We start from the raw sequence: 17493 nt of genomic DNA, 5'->3' as shown, positions 1-17493 counted from the left end.
GGGTGGCCACACTGCCGCACCGGGCCTGGACGGGCATCGCCGCCGACGAGGCGCAGGGAGACGGGGATGATCCGATCGATCTGGTGGGGCAAGCGCGTCGGCATGCTGGCCGGGCTCGTGGAAGCACTGGGCCTGGCCGGGACCGCGGCGCTGATCTGGCGGAACTACCGTTCGAATCCGGGGCGCGTGATCCGCGTCAGGTTGCGCGGCACGCGTGAGGACATCCTGCTGCGCGCGCGGACCAGCGACTTCCATACCTTCTGCCAGATCTTCGCACTGCGGGAATACGACTTCGAGAACTTCGAGGACGTGCGGCAATCCGCCTTCGTCCGGGAGGCCTATGAGGAGGATGTGCGCGCCGGCGGCACGCCGCTCATCATCGACGCCGGGGGGAACATCGGGCTGGCGGCGATCTGGTTCGCGCGCCGCTTCCCGCAGGCGAGGATCGTGTCCCTGGAGCCCGAGGGCGCGAATTTCGAGCTGCTCCGACGCAACACCGCGGGCCATCCGAACATCACCCCGCTGCGCATGGCGCTCTGGGCGGAGAAGGAGCGCGTCTGCCTGCGCAATCCGGGCGCGGAGCCCTGGGCGTTCCAGGTCGGGCGCGGCCCGGGTGCCGGTACGGAAGTTTCCTTCGAGGCGCTCGGCGTGTCCGACATCCTGCGCCAGGAGAAGCACGAGCGCATCCTCATCGCGAAGATCGACGTCGAGGGGGCGGAGAGCGAGATCTTCGCGAAGAATACCGAATGGATCGACCGCGCCCGGCTGCTCATCGTGGAACTGCACGATCACCTGATCCCGTTCACGCGGACCAGCCGGAGCTTCTACAGGGCGATCTCCGGCATCGATGCGGAGGTCGTTAACATGGGCGAGAACGCCTTCGTCTTCACCGGCATGCCCGACCACCGGGAGGCCGTCGCCTGCGTGGCCGGCGCGCCGGCCACCGCCCGGGTTCCTTCGGTTGCGTACGCGGCCCGCTGACCGGCCGTACGCACTGTGCCGCGGGATTCAGCTCTGGAAGCGGAAGGCCCCGGTGGGGGTATCGGCCGCCGCGGCCGGCTGTGCCGCCTGCTGCTGCTGGACCTGCGCGCGGACGCGTTCCTCGATCTGCTTCAGCAGGTTGCCCATGCCGTTGACCATGGCCGGAAGCTGCGTCACCGGCACGCACAGCGTGGCGCAGGGCACGGCCTTGCCGTCGGAACCCGTCGTCGCCAGCGTGATGCGCGCGACGCCGTGCGCGACCTGCGCCTCGATGACGCCATCGGCGAAGACGGTCGTGCGGGTATCAGCCATTCTGGAATCCTCTTGTCCTATTGTTCCCGGAAGGCGCGCGTGAAGCTGTCGCGCACGGGCTGCGTGATGTAGCGCAGGAAGCTGCGCTCACCGATCTGGATCATCGCCTCGACCGGCATGCCGGGGACGAGCTGCACGCCCTCGGAGCGGCTGAGCTGCTCCGCGTCGATCAGGATGTGCGCGCGGTAGAAGCTCGCACGGGTGCGTTCGTCGATGGTCACGTCCTGCGCGACGAAGGTGACGTGGCCGTGCAGGTAGGGCACCAGGCGCTGCTTGAAGGCGGGCAGCCGCACCTCGGCCTGCAGCCCGACATGGACGACGTCGATGTCGTTGGGCTGGACGTTCACCTCGGCGACCAGGCGGTCCTGCGCCGGCACCAGGTCCATCACCGGGTCGCCGGGGCGCACCACGGCGCCGATGTTGAACAGGCGGAGGTTCAGCACCGTGCCGTCCTCCGGTGCCGCGATGTCGCGCCGCACCGCGACGTCGCGCGCGGCGCGCAGCCGCTCCTCCACCTCCGCGACGCGGGTGCGCAGGTCGCGCTGTTCCGCCGCCACCTCCTGCCGGCGCTGGCCGATGATGGAGGCGATGGTGCTGCGGGCCTCGGCGATCGCCTGCGCGGCGCGGTCGAGCTGGCCCTGCAGGTCCTCCGCCTGGCCTTCGAGCGACGCGGCGGTGCGCTGCAGCGCGAGCAGCGTCGGCAGCCGCTGCAGGCCCTGCTGCACCAGCACGCGGGTGAGTTCTTCCTCCCGCCGGATCAGTTCGAGCTGCTGGCGCTGGGACCGGAGCTGGCCGGTGGCGCCGGAGATGATCGCCTCCTGCTGGCCGATGCGCGCCTGCTGCACCGCGACCTGGCTGACCAGCGCGGCGCGCCGCGCCTCGAAGACGGCGCGCTGGCCGGCGATCGCATCCGTGGCGCGGGCCTCGCCCGCCTCCAGCAACTCGGGCGGGAAGGCGGGTTCCGGGCGGTCCTCGAGCTCGGCGGTCAGGCGCGCATCCTGCGCCAGGAAGGACCAGCGCTGGCTGCGCAGCGTCTCGAAATCCGCCCCGGCGCGGATGTCGTCGAGCCGCACCAGCACCTGGCCGGCGCGGACCCGGTCGCCGTCGCGCACCAGGATCTCCCGCACGATGCCGCCTTCCAGGTGCTGGATGGTGCGGCGCGTGCCCTCCACCTTGATCATGCCGGGGGCGATCGCCGCCTCGCTCAGCGGTGCCAGCGCGGACCAGGCGCCGAAGGCCCCGAAGAACAGGCCGATCGCCGCGAAGCCGAAGAGGATGGTGCCGCGCGTGCGGGGGTGGGGGGCCGGCCCGGGCACCGCGGGCAGGGTCAGCTCGACCGCGGGCAGGCGTTCCCGCCGGGGGATGATGTCCTGACCCGGCGGCGGGGCGGCGGGTGCGGCTTCGCTCACGCCTGTGCCTCCCGGCCTGCGATGCGATTGGCCGGCGCCGGGATCGGTGTCGGCTGGGCGGGCTTCATGATCTTCTTCAGCACTTCGGCGCGCGGGCCGAACATCTCGACCGCGCCGTCGCGCATCAGCAGCACCTTCTCCACCCCTTGCACCAGCACCGGGCGGTGGGAGACGAGCACCACCGTCGTGCCGCGCCGCCGGAGGTCGTGCAGCGCGCGCAGCAGGGCGGATTCGGCATCGCCGTCGAGGTTGGAATTCGGCTCGTCCAGCACGATCAGCTTGGGGTTGCCGAACATCGCGCGGGCCAGGCCGATCTGCTGGCGCTGCCCGCCCGAGAGATGCTGCCCGCCCTCGCCGATCTCGGTCTCGTAGCCCTTCGGCAGGCGCAGGATCATCTCATGCGCGCCGGCGAGCTTCGCCGCGTCGAACACCGCCTCGGCCGGGGCCTCGGCCATGCGGGCGATGTTGTCGAGCACCGTGCCGTCGAAGAGTTCGACATCCTGCGGCAGGTAGCCGACATGGCGGCCGAAATCCTCGCGCTGCCAGGTGTAGACATCGGCGCCGTCGAGCCGCACGGAGCCGGCATTGGGCTGCAGCGTGCCGGTGAGCAGGCGGATCAGCGTGGTCTTGCCCGCGGCGGAAGGCCCGATCACCGCGAGGCTCTCCCCCGGCTCGAGCGCGAAGGCGACGCCCTTGATGGTGGCGACGCTCGACCCGGGGAAGCCGTAGGTCACGCGTTCGACCGAGAGCCGCCCCGTGGGCGCGGGCAGCGGGATGCCCGGCGGGCGCAGCCGCGGCAGCATCAGGAAGGCCTGCAGCCGCTTCCACGACTGCCGCGCCTGCACGAGCTGCTTCCAGCCGCCGATGAGCTGTTCCACCGGCGCCAGCGCCCGGCCCATGATGATCGAAGCGGCGATCGAGGCGCCCGCGGTCAGTTCCTGCCCCAGCACCAGATAGGCGCCGATGCCGAGGATCGCGACCTGGATCACCAGGCGGAAGAACTTGGTGAAGGCGAGCAGAGGCGCCGCGCGGTCCATGGCGCGGTTCATCGGCCCCGACATCTCGACCACGCCGGCGCGCCAGCGCGCCATGACGGCGGGCAGCATGCCCATGCTGTCGATGACCTCGGCGTTGCGGACGATGGAATCGGCCCGCCGCTGCGTCGCCATGGCGGCGGTGTTCGCCTCCCGCAGCAGCTTCGAGGTGGCGAGCTCGTTGAAGACTGTCAGGCCGAACAGCAGCACCGCGCCGGCCAGCGCGACGGTGCCGAGCAGCGGATGGAGCAGGAAGATCACCACCAGATAGGCCGGCACCCAGGGCACGTCGTAGAGCGACAGCGCGCCGGGGGAGCCGATGAAGCCGCGGCAGACGCCGAGGTCGCGCAGCGCCTCCATCCGGTAGGGCCGGCCGCGGAGCTGGCTCTCGATGGCGCGGCTGAAGCTTTCCGGCGCGACCTTCTCCTCCACCCAGGCGCCGATGCGCTGCATGACGCGGGACCGCGCCCCTTCGAGCAGCGCCAGCAGCCCGAGCGCGATGAAGGCGATCAGCGTCAGGTGGAGCAGCGTGTCGAGGTTGCGGGTCGCGAGCACCCGGTCGAACACCTGCATCATGTAGAGCGAGACGGTGAGCTGCAGCACGTTGACCACGCCGCTGAACACGCCGACGGCGATGAACTGGCCGCGGCAGGCGGCCACGGCGCGGCCGAGAAGCGTCGCGGTCGGCTTCGCCTCGCCGAGGAGCGCCCTGGGATCAGCAGCCATGCGCCGGCGCCCTGTCGCAGCGGCTGCCGTCCGGCGCCACGCAAGCCCGTGCCCTGTCGTCCGCCCTCGCCATCGTGGCGCTCGCTTTCCGTCCTGTTCCCGCGCCGTCCGCGACTGCATGAGCGTGCAGGCAGCGCCTGACACACCATATCATCCGTCGAATCAATGTATGATCGGTGACAATTCGCGCGTGACGCGCCGAGGCTTCCCCCGTGAGGATGCCGCGCGGCCGCGGCGTCGCAAGGGAGTCTCGGGACCGGCATGGACAGGGTTGAACCGCAGGTCGCGACCGGGGCGGCGACGATCGAGCTCACCATCCTGATGCCATGCCTGAACGAGGCCGAGACCCTCGGGACATGCGTGCGCAAGGCGATGGGCTACCTGGCCCGCGCCGGCGTGGCCGGGGAGGTGCTGGTCGCCGACAACGGCAGCACCGACGGCAGCCAGTCCATCGCCGAGGCGCTCGGCGCCCGGGTGGTGCCGGTGCCGCAGCGCGGCTACGGCGCCGCGCTGATCGCCGGCATCCGCGCGGCGCGCGGGCGCTACGTCATCATGGGCGACAGCGACGATTCCTACGATTTCGCGGCGCTCGATCCCTTCGTGGACAGGCTGCGCGAAGGCTTCGAGCTGGTGATGGGCAACCGCTTCAAGGGCGGGATCCGGCCCGGGGCGATGCCGCCGCTGCACCGCTACCTGGGCAATCCGGTGTTGTCGACCATCGGGCGGCTCTTCTTCGGCAGCCCGGTCGGCGATTTCCACTGCGGGCTGCGTGGCTTCGACCGGGCGGCGATGCTGGCGCTCGACCTGCGCGCGCCGGGGATGGAATTCGCCTCCGAGATGGTGGTGAAGGCGACCGTCAACGGCCTGCGCATGGCCGAGGTGCCGACGACGCTGTCGCCGGACGGGCGATCGCGGCCGCCGCACCTGCGCTCCTGGCGGGATGGCTGGCGGCATCTGCGCTTCCTGCTCGTCTTCTGCCCGCGCTGGCTGTTCCTCTATCCGGGCGCCGCGCTGTTCCTCGCCGGGCTGGCGGCGATGGCGGCGCTGCTGCCGGGGCCGGTTGCGGTGGGCGGCGTGACCTTCGACGTCCACACGCTGCTCTATGCCTCGGGCGCCGTGGTGATGGGCTTCCAGGCGGTGCAGTTCTGGGTCTTCGCGCGCATCCACGGCGCCCAGCAGGGCGTGGTGCCGGAGGAGAAGCGGCTCACCGCGCTGCTTGCCCGCTTCGGGCTGGAGCCGGCGCTGATCGTGGCGGTGGTGCTGGTGCTGGCGGGGCTCGGCCTCGGCGTCGCTGCCGTGGCGATGTGGGGGGCGGAGCATTTCGGGCCGCTGGCCGGCATGGGGGCGATGCGGGTCGCGATCGCCTCGGTCACGGCCATGGTGCTCGGGCTGCAACTGGCCTTCGGGGCCTTCTTCGTCGCGCTGCTCGGGATGATGCGGTCCGGCCCGGGGGGCGCCTAGCGTCCTGCTTCCGAAGTCCTGGCGACTTCGGAAGCAGGATGCCAGCCAGGCTCAGCCCCGCACGCCGGCGAAGACCAGGCGGCGGGAGAGCGCGAAATTGGTGAACATCCCGGCGATCGACCCGGCGGCGACGCCGAGGACCGGGTGCGCCGCCACCAGCGGCACCAGGCTCACCAGCAGGGCATAGGTCCCGTAGTTCAGCGCGAAGCCGACCAGGTTCACCACCAGGAACAGCGCCCATTGCCGGTGCACCGGCCCGCTGCCGCGGCCGCGGAAGGTCCAGACGCGGTTGAGCCCCCAGGTGGTGGTCGCCGCCGACACGTAGGAGATCGCACGGCCGAGGTAGAGCCCGCCGCCCAGCGCCAGCGCGCCGTAGAGCACCGCCGTGTCGACCACGAAGCCGATGGTGCCGACGATGCCGAAGCGCATGAATTCCAGCAGCAGCCGCGCGCGCTCCTGGCCGAGCAGCCGCACGAGCAGCGAGTCGATGAAGGGGACCTGCTCCATGCCCGGGGGTGTAGGGCGGCCGCCTCGCCTTGCCCAGCCGGGTCCGCGCTGCCACTTTCCCGCGGCGTCTTGCAGGCGGGGTGGCAATGGTCGCTGTGATCGGTCTCGGCAACATGGGGATGGCGATGCTGCGCCGGCTGCGCGAGCTCGGTGTGGCCGTCTCGGCCTGGGACCTCGATCCGGCGAAACGGGCCGCGGCGGCCGAAGCCGGGGCGAGGGCGCCGGCGGCCCTGGCCGATGCCGGGGCGCCGGTGACCGTGCTGTCCCTGCCGAACGAGGCGGCGGTCGGCGCCGTGCTCGCCGAATTGCTGCCGGTCCTGCCGCGGGACGCGGTCATCGCCGACACCTCGACCCTCTCGCCCGGGGCGGTGCGCGGCTTCGCCGCACAGGCCGCGGCGGCGGGATGCGCCTATCTCGACGCGCCGGTCTCGGGCGGTCCGGCCGGTGCGGCCGCCGGGACGCTGGCGATGATGGTCGGCGGCGACGCTGCCGCGCTCGATCGTGCGCGGCCGCTGCTCGACCGGCTGGCGGCCAGGCTGCTGCATATCGGCCCTTCCGGTGCCGGCCAGGTGGCGAAGCTGGTGAACAACCTGCTGGTGGCGACGCATCTCGTCGTCGCGGGGGAGGCGCTGCGCCTCGGTGCGGCGGCCGGCGTGGCCCCGGAGGCACTCCTGCCCGTGATCAACGGCGCCTCCGGCCGCTCGGCGGCGACGGAGGTGAACTGGCCCCGCTGGATCCTCGGCGGCGCTTTCGATTCCGGCTTCTCCGCCGGGCTGATGCGCAAGGATGTGCGCCTTGCGGTGGCGCTGGCCGGGGCGGTCGGCGCGCCGCTCGACGCCACCGCCCGCGCCGCCGCGGCGTGGGAGGCGCTGTCCGCCGCCGTGCCCGACGAGGCCGACTTCAACCGGCTTTCCGCCGCCATCTTCGAAGGGGAAGTGGCATGACGGTCTTCTCGGCAAGGCCGGAGCTCGAGGCCGGCGTTGCGGCGCTGCTCGGCGGCCGCGCCGGCAGCCTGGTGGATGGCGAGATCGCGGAGGCCGCCGGCCCGGGCGTGACGCTGACCGATCCGGCCACCGGCGCGGCGCTGATGGACTATGCCGCGGCCGACGGCTCGCTCGTCGCGGCTGCCTGCGCCGGCGCCGCGCGGGCGCAGCGCGAATGGCTGGCGCTGTCCGCCGCCGAGCGCGGCCGGCGCCTCTGGGCGGTCGGCGCGCTGGTGCGCCGTGACGCGGAGGCGCTGGCGCGCCTCGAATCGGCCCAGTCCGGCAAGCCGCTGCGCGATGCGCGCGGGGAGGCCGCGCGCGTCGCCGAGATGGCCGAATACTGGGCCGGCTGGTGCGACAAGATCGAGGGCCGCACGGTGCCCGTGCCCTCCGGCCACACGGTGATCGTGCGGCGGGAGCCCTTCGGCGTGGTGCTCGCCGTCACGCCCTGGAACGCGCCGCTGTTCACCGCCGGGTGGAACGTGTTTCCGGCGCTCGCCGCGGGCAATGCGGTGGTGCTGAAGCCCTCCGAGTTCACGCCGCTGACCTCGCTCGCGCTCGGGCGGCTGTGCCTCGAAGCGGGGCTGCCGCGCGGCCTGGTGCAGGTGGTCTGCGGGCCGGGGCAGGGGAGCGGCGCGGCGCTGCTCGCGGCGCCGGAGGTCGCGAAGGTGGTCTTCGTCGGCGGCCCGGCCTCGGGGGCCGCGGTCGCCGCCGCCTGCGCGGCGCGCACCATCCCCTGCGTGCTCGAACTCGGCGGCAAGAGCGCGAACATCGTCTTCGACGACGCCGACTTCGCCGCCGCCGTGCAGGGCGCGCAACAGGCGATCTTCGCCGGCAGCGGGCAGTCCTGCGTCGCCGGCTCGCGCCTGCTGGTGCAGCGGTCGGTGCATGACCGCTTCGTCGCGGCGATGGCGGAGGCGGCCTCGCGCATCCGGCTCGGCGATCCCCTGGATGCCGCCACCGAGATGGGCCCCGTCGCGAATGCGCGGCAATTCGCCCATGTCCGCGCGCTGGTCGGGCAGGGCGCGGCCGAAGGCGCCCGCGTCATCGCCGCCGCGCCGCCGCCGGGCCTGCCGGAGCACGGGTTCTGGGTGCCGCCGACCGTGCTCGCGGGCCTGTCCAATGCCGCAGGGCCGGCGCAGGAGGAGATCTTCGGCCCCGTCGTCGCCGCCATCCCCTTCGAGGACGAGGCGGAGGCGATCGCGCTCGCCAACGCCACCCGCTTCGGCCTGGCCGGCGCGGTGTGGACACGCGATGTCGGGCGGGCGCACCGCGTCGCGGCATCGGTGCGCGCCGGCACATTCTGGGTGAACGGCTACCGCACCATCCATGTCTCGGTGCCCTTCGGCGGCTTCGGGGCATCGGGCTACGGGCGCTCCTCGGGGGCGGAGGTGCTGGCGGAACTGACCCAGAGCAAGGCGGTGTGGATCGACACGGCGGAGACGCCGGCGCTCGGATTCGGCCACCGGCCGGCGGGGTATTGAGGCGGCGTGGCGCGCAGGCCGCCACGCCTTGCCGGTCATTCCGCCGCTTCCCCCGGCGTCCCGGTCGCGACGTCGCCCCGAAGGTGCCCCTGCGCAGCCCGCCTTTGTTTTCAGTGGCCTGCCTGTCCGCTCGTTTCGCTGCGGATGCCGCGGGCCTTGCGGACGGGACGCGCGGCGTCGTCGCGCTGGATCGGCTGAACGCCGGCCGCTAGGCTCCGCCCCCGCTGTACCCCTGGGAGAACGACCTTGATGTTCCGACGCGACCTGCTGGCGGGCGCCGCCCTCGCCGCCACGGCCTCCGCCCTGGCGCGGCCCTCGCTCGCGCAGCCCGCCGCGGCGCGCACGCTGAAATACGTGCCGCATGCCAACCTGCCCAACATCGACCCCTTCACCAACACGGCCTTCGTCGCGCGCGACCACGCCTTCCTGGTCTTCGACCAGCTCTACGGCATGAACGACAAGTTCGAGCCGCAGCCGCAGATGGCGCAGGGCCATGTGGTGGAGAATGGCGGCCTGCTGTGGCGCTTCACCCTGCGGGAAGGGCTGAAGTTCCATGACGGCAGCCCGGTGCGCGGGCGCGACTGCATCGCCTCGATCCGCCGCTGGGGCCGGCGCGATGCCTTCGGCCAGGAACTGCTGGCGCGCGTCGCCGACATGACGGAGGACAGCGACCGCGTCTTCAGCATCAGGCTGTCGCGGCCCTTCCCGAAGATGCTGGAGGCCTTCTCGAAGGTCACGACCTCCTGCCTCTTCATCATGCCCGAGCGGCTGGCCAACGTTGATCCCTTCACCAACCTGGCCGAGGCGGTGGGCAGCGGACCCTACCGCTTCGTGCAGAACGAATGGGTGCCGGGGTCGAGCATCGCCTATGTCCGCAACCCGGACTACGTGCCGGTGGCGAACGGCACGCCGTCGATGACCGCGGGCCCCAAGGTCGCGCATTTCGATCGCGTCGAGTGGCGGATCATCCCCGATGCCTCCACCGCCGCCGCGGCGCTGCAATCGGGCGAGATCGACTGGTGGGAGCAGCCGACCGCCGACCTCTTTCCGCTCGTCGCGCGCAACCGCAACATCGCGGTGGACGTGATCAACGCCACCGGGCTGATCGGCATCTTCCGGCCGAACCACCTGACCGCGCCGTTCAACAACCCCGCGGTGCGCCGCGCGGTGATCACCGCCGTCAACCAGATGGACTTCATGACGGCGGTGATCGGCGATGCGACGGTGCCCGGCTACCAGACCCTGAAGCGCGAGGGCATCGGCTTCTTCGCCCCGGAATCGCCTTCCGCCGCCACCGTCGGGCTCGACCGGCTGAAGAAATCGATCGATGCGGCGAGGGCGGAACTGCAGGCGGCCGGCGCGATGGGGGCGCGGCTGGTGCTGCTGAACGCGACCGACCTCGCCTCGATCAATGCCGCGACGCTGGTGGGGGCGGACCTGTTCCGCCGCATGGGCTTCAACGTCGATCTGATCAGCGCCGACTGGGGCACGGTGGTGCAGCGCCGCGCCAGCAAGAATGCCCTCGATCAGGGCGGCTGGTCGGGCTTCTTCACCTTCTGGTCGGGCGTGGACCATTGGAATCCGGCGAGCCATGCCTCGATCCGCGGCCATGGCGACGCCGCCTGGCCGGGCTGGCCGACCATCCCGGCGATCGAGGCGCAGCGCAACGCCTGGTTCGACGCGCCGAACGACGCCGCGGCAAAGGCGGCAACGACGGAGATGCAGCGCATCGCCTTCGAGGAGGTGCCCTATGTCCCGACCGGCATGTACTACCAGCCGACGGCCTACCGCCGGAACCTGACCGGCATACTGAAGGGCCAGCCGCCGCTGTTCTGGAACGTCCGCCGGGCCTGATGCGGCGGGAGGATGCCCGGCGCCCCTTGCGCGGCGCCGGGCGATCTGGTCCAGAAGGCGCCGTGCGAGCCCCGGAGGTGCGAATGCAGCGACGCCATCTTCTCGCCGGCGCGGCCGCCCTGGCCGGCGGGCCGGCGCGCGCGGCGCTGGGGCAGGGGACCGCAGGCGCCGCGCGGGTCCTGAAGTTCGTGCCGCAGGCGGATCCCGGTGCGCTCGACCCCATCGTCACCACCGCCTATGCCACCCGTCACCATGGCTTCGCGGTGTGGGACACGCTCTACGGGTTCAACCAGGACTATGCGGCCGAGCCGCAGATGGCCGAGGGCCACAGCGTCGAGAATGACGGCCGCCGCGTCACCATCCGCCTGCGCGAGGGACTGAAGTTCCACGACGGGGAGCCGGTGCGCGCGGCGGACTGCGTCGCGTCCATCCGCCGCTGGGCGGCGCGCGACCCGCTCGGCCAGGTGCTGATCGCGCGGACGGAGGAACTTTCCGCCCCCGACGACCGCACCATCCTGTTCCGCCTGTCGCGACCGTTCGCGCTGCTGCTCGATGCGCTCGCCAAGCCGACGCCGCCGGTCTGCTTCATCATGCCCGAGCGCCTGGCCGCGACGCCGCCGACCCGGCCGGTGACAGAGATCGTCGGCAGCGGGCCGTTCCGGTTTCTCGCCGATGAGCGCGTGCCGGGCCGGCGCGCGGTCTATGAACGCTTCGCCGACTACGTGCCGCGGCCGGAAGGCGTGCCGACCTGGACGGCGGGGCCGAAGCGCGTCCATCTCGATCGCGTCGAGTGGCATGTCATGCCCGATCCGGGCAGCGCCGCCGCCGCCCTGCAGGCGGGCGAGGTGGACTGGTGGGAAAATCCCATCGGCGACATCCAGGCCACCCTGCGCCGCAACCGCAACATCGTGCTCGAGATCCTCGATCCGACCGGCTTCGTCGGCATCGCGCGCTTCAACCACCTGCATCCGCCCTTCGACCGCCCGGCGATTCGCCGGGCGCTGCTCGGCGCGGTGGACCAGGAAGCCTTCATGACCGCGGTGGTCGGCAGCGACCGCAGCCTGTGGCGCGACGATGTCGGCATCTTCGCGCCCGGCACGCCGCTCGCGAACGACGAGGGCATGGCCGTGCTGACCGGCGCGCGCGATGTCGAGAAGGCGAAGCGCGAGATCGCCGAGGCCGGCTACGGCGGGGAGAAGGCGGTGCTGCTCGCCGCCAGCGACTTTCCGACCCTCTCCGCCCTCGCCAATACCGGCGCCGAGATGCTGCGCCGCGCCGGCATCGAGGTGGAACTCGTCTCCGCGGACTGGGCGTCCGTGGTGCAGCGTCGCGCCCGGCGCGATCCGCCGGCTGCCGGCGGCTGGAGCATGTTCTTCACCTTCTGGTCCGGTCTCGACCTGGCCAATCCCGGCGTGCACCAGGCGCTGCGCGGCACCGGGGAGCGCGCCTGGTTCGGCTGGCCGACCATGCCGCGCATGGAGGAGCTGCGCGCGCAATGGTTCGACGCCCCGGATCTCGCAGCCCAGCAGCGCGTGGCGCGCGAGATCCAGGCCGAGGCGCTGCGCGAAGTGCCCTACCTGCCGCTTGGGCAGTATTTCCAGGCGACTGCCTATCGCCGCGGCATTTCCGGCATGCTGAAGGGGCCCCCGCTGTTCTGGAACTTGCAACGAAGCTGATGCGGGGTTGCCGATCCTGCCTTCGGCTGGTCTGATGCAGCGACTGTCTGGCCTGGGAGACTGAGTATGAACCGCCGTGACCTGCTGAGAGCCTCCGCTGCCGCGGGGGCCGCTGCCGCATTGCCGCGCGCTTCCTTTGCGCAGCCCGCGCAGAGCCGCGTGCTGAAGATGGTGCCGCAGGCGAACCTGACCAGCCTCGACCCGATCTGGACGACCGCGAACATCACCCGCAACCACGGGCACATGATCTACGACAGCCTCTACGGCCTGGACGCGCAGTTCCGTCCGCAGCCGCAGATGGCCGAGGGCCACGTGGCCGAGAATGACGGCAAGACCGTCACCATCACCCTGCGCGAGGGGCTGAAGTTCCACGATGGCGAGAGGGTGCGCGCGCAGGATGCGGTGCCTTCCATCAAGCGCTGGATGCGCCGCAACCCCTTCGGCCAGAAGCTCGCGACGGTGGTCGATGATATCGAGGTGGTGGACGACCGCCGCCTGCGCTTCCGCCTGAAGCGGGCCTTCCCGCTGCTGTTCAAGGCGCTCGGCCAGGTCTCCAACAGCCCGGCCTTCATCATGCCGCAGCGCCTGGCGGAGACCGACCCCTTCCAGCAGGTGCGCGAGGCGATCGGCTCCGGCCCCTTCAAGTTCAAGGCCGATGAGTTCAACTCCGGCAGCCGCGTGGTCTACGAGCGCTTCGCCGACTACGTGCCGGTGGCGAACGGCACGCCGAGCCTGACCGCCGGCCCGAAGGTCGCGCATTTCGACCGCGTCGAGTGGCACATCATCGTCGATGCCGCGACCGCGGCCGCCGCGCTGCAGACCGGCGAGATCGACTGGTACGAGCAGCCGCCGCCGGAGATCCAGCAGCTCCTGCGCCGCAACCGGCAGATCGCGATCGAGGCGATCGACCCGCTGCCGCTGACCGGCATCCTGCGCTTCAACCATCTGCACGCGCCCTTCAACGACAAGAAGATGCGCCAGGCGATCCTTCCGGCGATCAGCCAGGAGGATTTCATGCAGGCGATCGTCGGCACCGATCCGGCGACCTACTTCACCAATGTCGGGCTGTTCACGCCGGGCACGCCGCTCGCGAACGACGCCGGCATGGGGCCGCTCACCGGGCCGCGCAGCCTCGACCGCGCCAAGGCGCTGATGCGCGAGGCCGGCTACACGAACCAGCCGATGCGCCTGATCGGGCCGACCGACATCCTCGCCCCCTCGGCGATGACGCAGGTCTGCGCCGACCTCGTGCGCCGGCTCGGCTTCAACGCCGACATCGTGCTGACGGACTGGGGGACGGTGGTGCAGCGCCGCACCTCGCGCGAGCCGGTGGACAAGGGCGGCTGGTCGATGCTGCTCACCGCCTTCTCCTCCTTCGACTTCGCCGACCCGGCGGCGCATTTCCCGGTGCGCGGCAACGGCGCGCAGGCCTGGGTGGGCTGGCCGACCGTGCCGCGGCTCGAGGAGCTGCGCGACGCCTGGTTCGACGCGCCCGACCTCGCGGCCGAGCAGCGCATCGCGCGCGAGATGCAGACGGTCGCGATGGACGAGCTGCCCTATGTGCCGGTCGGTTCCTACCTCTCGCTGACGGCGATCAAGCGCAACCTGACCAACCGCGTTCCCGGGCTCGCGCTGTTCTGGAACATCCGGCGGGCCTGACACGGAGAGATGCAAGCCATGGAACGCAGAACCTTCCTCGGCGCCACCGCGGGTCTCGCCGCGGCGGGCGTCTCCGCGCCGGCCCTGTCGCAAGGCGCTGCGGCGCGCACGCTGCGCGTCATCCCGCAGGCGAACCTCACCAGCCTGGACCCGGTGTGGACGACGGCGGTCGTCACCCGCAACCACGCCTTCATGATCTACGACCAGATCTGCGCCCAGGATTCCAAGGGCGACATCAGGCCGCAGATGGCGCAGGGCTGGGAGATCTCCCCGGACCAGCTGAGCTGGACCTTCACGCTGCGCGACAATCTCTTCTTCCATGACGGGGAGAAGGTGCTCGCGAAGGACGCGGTGGCCTCGATCGACCGCTGGCGCCGGCGCGATCCCTTCATGCAGGTGCTGTGGCCGAATGTCGCCGAGCTCAGCGCGCTCGACGACCGGCGCTTCCGCTTCCGGCTGAGCAAGCCGACGCCGCTGCTGATCATGGCGCTGGGACAGACCCAGTTCCCCTGCTTCGTCATGCCCGAGCGCATCGCCGGGACGGACGCCTTCCAGCAGATCCGCGAGACGGTCGGCTCGGGCCCCTTCAAGTTCGTGCGCGACGAGTGGAACCCTGGCCAGCGCGCCGTCTGGGCGCGCAACGAGCGCTACGTGCCGCGCCAGGAGCCGGTGGACGGCCTTGCCGGCGGCCGCATCCCGCGCATCGACCGCATCGAGTGGACAATCATCACCGACCCCGCGACGAGCGGCAACGCGATGGCGCAGGGCGAGCAGGACTACTGGGAATACCCGCTGCACGACCTGCTGCCGATGCTGCGCCGCGCGCGCGACGTGGTGGTGGAGCAGCGCCTGCTCGACGGCACCTACGGCGTCTGCCGCTTCAACACCCTGCAGCCGCCCTTCAACAACCCGGCGATCCGCCGCGCCGTCGCGATGGCGGTGGACCAGCGCGACTACCTGCGCGCGGTCGCCGGCGACGATCCGGCGGACTGGGGCGCCTGCGAGGGCGTCTTCACCTGCGGAACCCCGCTTGCCAACGAAGTGGGCAGCGACCTGCTCAAGGTGCGCAACGTCGAACGGGCGAAGCAGGCGCTGCGCGAGGCCGGCTACAACAACGAGAAGGTCGTGCTGATCGCGCCGGGCGACTACCCGCAGATCAATGCGCTGTCGCTCGTCACCGCCGACCTGCTGCGGCGCATCGGGATGAACCTCGAATTCATCTCGGCCGACTGGGGCACGGTGGTCCAGCGCCGCGCCAGCAAGGAGCCGGTGGAGCGCGGCGGCTGGAGCGTCTTCCACACCACCTCCTCCGGCCAGTCGCTGGCGCTGCCGGTGTTCAACCTCTTCCTGCGCGCCAACGGCAACAACGCCTGGTTCGGCTGGCCGGACGTGCCGGAGGTGGAGCGGCTGCGCGGCGAATGGGTCGAGAAGGGGGGCGATCCGGCCGAAGGCCGCCGCATCGCCGAGGAACTCAACCGCGTGGCGATGCGCGAGATGTACTACATCCCGCTCGGCTACTACTGGCAGCCTTCGGCCTGGCGCCGCAACGTGACGGGCGTCTTCCGCGCGCCTGCCACCGTGTTCTGGAACATCGGCAAGGGCTGACGCCCCTCCTGGCACGTTAAATGCTGATCTTCTGCCGCAATGCGGCGCGGCCGGTCTGGACCGGTCGCGTCGAGGCAGGGGGCAGCCCCCGAGGGTGCTGGTGAAGCGCCTACATTTGATGCAATGTGACTGCGCCCCAGGCAGGAGAGGCTCTGCCAGGGTGCCAATCGGGAGACGGTGAATGGACCGTAGGACGTTCCTCAAGGCGGGTGTGGGCGCGGCGGCGATCGGAGGCTCGGGCGGCATGTCCGCTCCGGCGCTGTCGCAGGGGGCCGCGGCGCGCACGCTGCGCTTCGTGCCGCAGGCCAACCTGGCGAATTTCGACCCAATCTGGGGGACGCAATATGTCGTCCGCAACGCCTCGGCGATGGTGTGGGACACGCTCTACGGCGTGGACGACAAGCTCGAGCCGAAGCCGCAGATGGTGGAGGGCGACGAGGTTTCCTCGGACGGCCTGACCTGGACCTTCAAGCTGCGCGCCGGGCTCAAGTTCCATGACAACGAGCCGGTGCTGGCGAAGGACGTCATCGCCTCCATCACGCGCTGGATGCCGCGCGATCCGATGGGCCAGATGATCCGCGCGCAGCTCAACGCGATGACGGCGGTCGACGACCGCACCTTCCGCATCGTGCTCAAGAGCCCCTATCCGAAGATGCGCTTCGCCTTCGGCAAGACCAACACGCCGATCTGCTTCATCATGCCGGAGCGCATCGCGCGCACCGATCCCTTCCAGCAGATCGGCGAGTATGTCGGCTCCGGCCCGATGCGCTTCCTGCGCGACGAGTGGGTGCCGGGTGCGAAGGCGGTGTTCCAGAAGTTCGACGGCTACGTGCCGCGCAGCGAGGCGGCGAACTGGCTCTCGGGCGGCAAGCGCATCAACGTCGACCGCGTGGAATGGGTGGTGATGCCCGACCCGGCCACCGCCTCGGCCGCGCTGCAGAACGGGGAGGTGGACTGGTGGGAGAACCCGCTGTCCGACCTGATCCCGGTGATGCGGCGCAACCGCAACATCCGCGTGGATATCGCCGACCCGCTCGGCAATGTCGGCGCGTTCCGCATGAACCACCTGCATGCGCCCTTCAACAGCCAGAAGGTGCGCCAGGCCATCCTGATGGCCATGAGCCAGGAGGACTACATGCGCGCCATCGTCGGCAGCGACGATGCGCTGTGGAAGCCGCTGCCTGGCTTCTTCACGCCGGGGACGCCCGGCTACACCGAGGAAGGCGGCGATATCCTCAAGGGGCCGCGCAACATCGATGCGGCCAAGCGCCTGCTCGCGGAGGGCGGGTATTCGGGCCAGCCGGTCACCTGCCTGGTCGCGCAGGACCAGCCGCCGCTCAAGGCGATGGGCGACGTGACGGCCGACCTGCTGAAGCGGCTCGGCATGAATGTCGATTTCGTCGCCACCGACTGGGGCACGGTCGGCCAGCGGCGTGCGATGAAGAACCCGCCGAACCAGGGCGGCTGGGCCATGTTCCACACCTGGCACGCCGGCGCCGACTGCGTGAACCCGGCCTCCTACAACGCGCTGCGCGCCAATGGCGACGGCGCCTGGTTCGGCTGGCCGTCGAACCAGGCCGTCGAGGCCGGCGTCGCCGAGTGGTTCGCGGCGCCTGACGCGGCCAGCGAGCGCGCGGCGATGGCGAAGATCAACCGCGCCGCGATGGACTACGTCGTCTACGCCCCCACGGGCTTCTTCCTGGGCTACACCGCGTGGCGCAGCAACGTCTCGGGCATCCAGAAGGGGCCGCTGCCCTTCTTCTGGAATGTCACGAAGGCATAACAAGCCAACAGGCAAGCGA

General features: G+C 71.3%; 13 protein-coding genes. 9 read left to right on the top strand and 4 right to left on the bottom strand.

Features of this window, described 5'->3' with window-relative positions; all coding sequences use genetic code 11:
• Nucleotides 1-66 precede the first annotated feature (66 nt).
• Entirely contained in the window at nucleotides 67-981 is a 915-nt protein-coding gene (locus tag GXW74_RS01950) for an FkbM family methyltransferase (protein WP_211844576.1), read from the top strand.
• Between the two features lie 27 nt (nucleotides 982-1008).
• On the opposite strand, the gene GXW74_RS01945 is transcribed toward GXW74_RS01950, so the two are convergent.
• From GXW74_RS01945 to GXW74_RS01935, 3 genes are read right to left on the bottom strand one after another with little or no spacing between them, the layout of a single operon-like run.
• Complete coding sequence (locus GXW74_RS01945) at nucleotides 1009-1293, bottom strand: hypothetical protein (protein ID WP_211844575.1); 285 nt, start codon at nucleotides 1291-1293, stop codon at nucleotides 1009-1011.
• 17 nt (nucleotides 1294-1310) lie between these two features.
• Complete coding sequence (locus tag GXW74_RS01940; RefSeq protein WP_338148108.1) at nucleotides 1311-2702, bottom strand: HlyD family type I secretion periplasmic adaptor subunit; 1392 nt, start codon at nucleotides 2700-2702, stop codon at nucleotides 1311-1313.
• Nucleotides 2699-4462 carry a type I secretion system permease/ATPase gene (locus tag GXW74_RS01935; RefSeq protein WP_211844574.1) on the bottom strand — a complete coding sequence of 588 codons (1764 nt, stop codon included), beginning with the start codon at nucleotides 4460-4462 and terminating at the stop codon, nucleotides 2699-2701. Before GXW74_RS01935 ends, GXW74_RS01940 begins: the two co-directional genes overlap by 4 nt.
• Nucleotides 4463-4723: 261 nt before the next feature.
• Here GXW74_RS01935 and GXW74_RS01930 point away from each other — a divergent pair, with 261 nt between their 5' ends.
• Nucleotides 4724-5923 carry a glycosyltransferase family 2 protein gene (locus GXW74_RS01930; RefSeq protein WP_211844573.1) on the top strand — a complete coding sequence of 400 codons (1200 nt, stop codon included), beginning with the start codon at nucleotides 4724-4726 and terminating at the stop codon, nucleotides 5921-5923.
• A 51-nt stretch (nucleotides 5924-5974) separates the two neighbouring features.
• On the opposite strand, the gene GXW74_RS01925 is transcribed toward GXW74_RS01930, so the two are convergent.
• Nucleotides 5975-6430, bottom strand: a complete 456-nt coding sequence (locus GXW74_RS01925; RefSeq protein ID WP_211844572.1) for a GtrA family protein — start codon at nucleotides 6428-6430, stop codon at nucleotides 5975-5977.
• A gap of 86 nt (nucleotides 6431-6516) precedes the next feature.
• On the opposite strand from GXW74_RS01925, the gene GXW74_RS01920 reads away from it, so the two are divergent.
• From GXW74_RS01920 to GXW74_RS01890, 7 genes are all read left to right on the top strand, one after another.
• On the top strand, nucleotides 6517-7374 hold the full coding sequence (locus GXW74_RS01920; RefSeq protein ID WP_211844571.1) for an NAD(P)-dependent oxidoreductase: 858 nt from the start codon (nucleotides 6517-6519) through the stop codon (nucleotides 7372-7374).
• Nucleotides 7371-8897, top strand: coding sequence for an aldehyde dehydrogenase family protein (locus tag GXW74_RS01915; protein WP_211844570.1), 1527 nt, complete (start codon nucleotides 7371-7373; stop codon nucleotides 8895-8897). The genes GXW74_RS01920 and GXW74_RS01915 overlap by 4 nt, the downstream gene beginning before the upstream one ends.
• A 249-nt stretch (nucleotides 8898-9146) precedes the next feature.
• Nucleotides 9147-10751 (top strand): ABC transporter substrate-binding protein, encoded by a 1605-nt coding sequence (locus tag GXW74_RS01910; RefSeq protein ID WP_211844569.1) that lies wholly within the window; start codon nucleotides 9147-9149, stop codon nucleotides 10749-10751.
• 83 nt (nucleotides 10752-10834) lie between these two features.
• Nucleotides 10835-12427 carry an ABC transporter substrate-binding protein gene (locus tag GXW74_RS01905; protein WP_211844568.1) on the top strand — a complete coding sequence of 531 codons (1593 nt, stop codon included), beginning with the start codon at nucleotides 10835-10837 and terminating at the stop codon, nucleotides 12425-12427.
• A 66-nt stretch (nucleotides 12428-12493) separates the two neighbouring features.
• A complete protein-coding gene (locus GXW74_RS01900) occupies nucleotides 12494-14086 on the top strand; it encodes an ABC transporter substrate-binding protein (protein ID WP_211844567.1) in 1593 nt (530 codons plus the stop codon).
• An 18-nt stretch (nucleotides 14087-14104) separates the two neighbouring features.
• Nucleotides 14105-15691 carry an ABC transporter substrate-binding protein gene (locus GXW74_RS01895; protein WP_211844566.1) on the top strand — a complete coding sequence of 529 codons (1587 nt, stop codon included), beginning with the start codon at nucleotides 14105-14107 and terminating at the stop codon, nucleotides 15689-15691.
• A gap of 181 nt (nucleotides 15692-15872) precedes the next feature.
• Nucleotides 15873-17474 (top strand): ABC transporter substrate-binding protein, encoded by a 1602-nt coding sequence (locus GXW74_RS01890; RefSeq protein WP_211844565.1) that lies wholly within the window; start codon nucleotides 15873-15875, stop codon nucleotides 17472-17474.
• Nucleotides 17475-17493 lie beyond the last annotated feature (19 nt).

Origin of the sequence: Neoroseomonas eburnea (assembly GCF_018129005.1) — a bacterium.
Lineage (GTDB): Bacteria > Pseudomonadota > Alphaproteobacteria > Acetobacterales > Acetobacteraceae > Neoroseomonas > Neoroseomonas eburnea.
The sequence above is the reverse complement of the archived record's forward strand: the minus strand, read 5'-3'. Positions and strand labels throughout refer to the sequence as shown.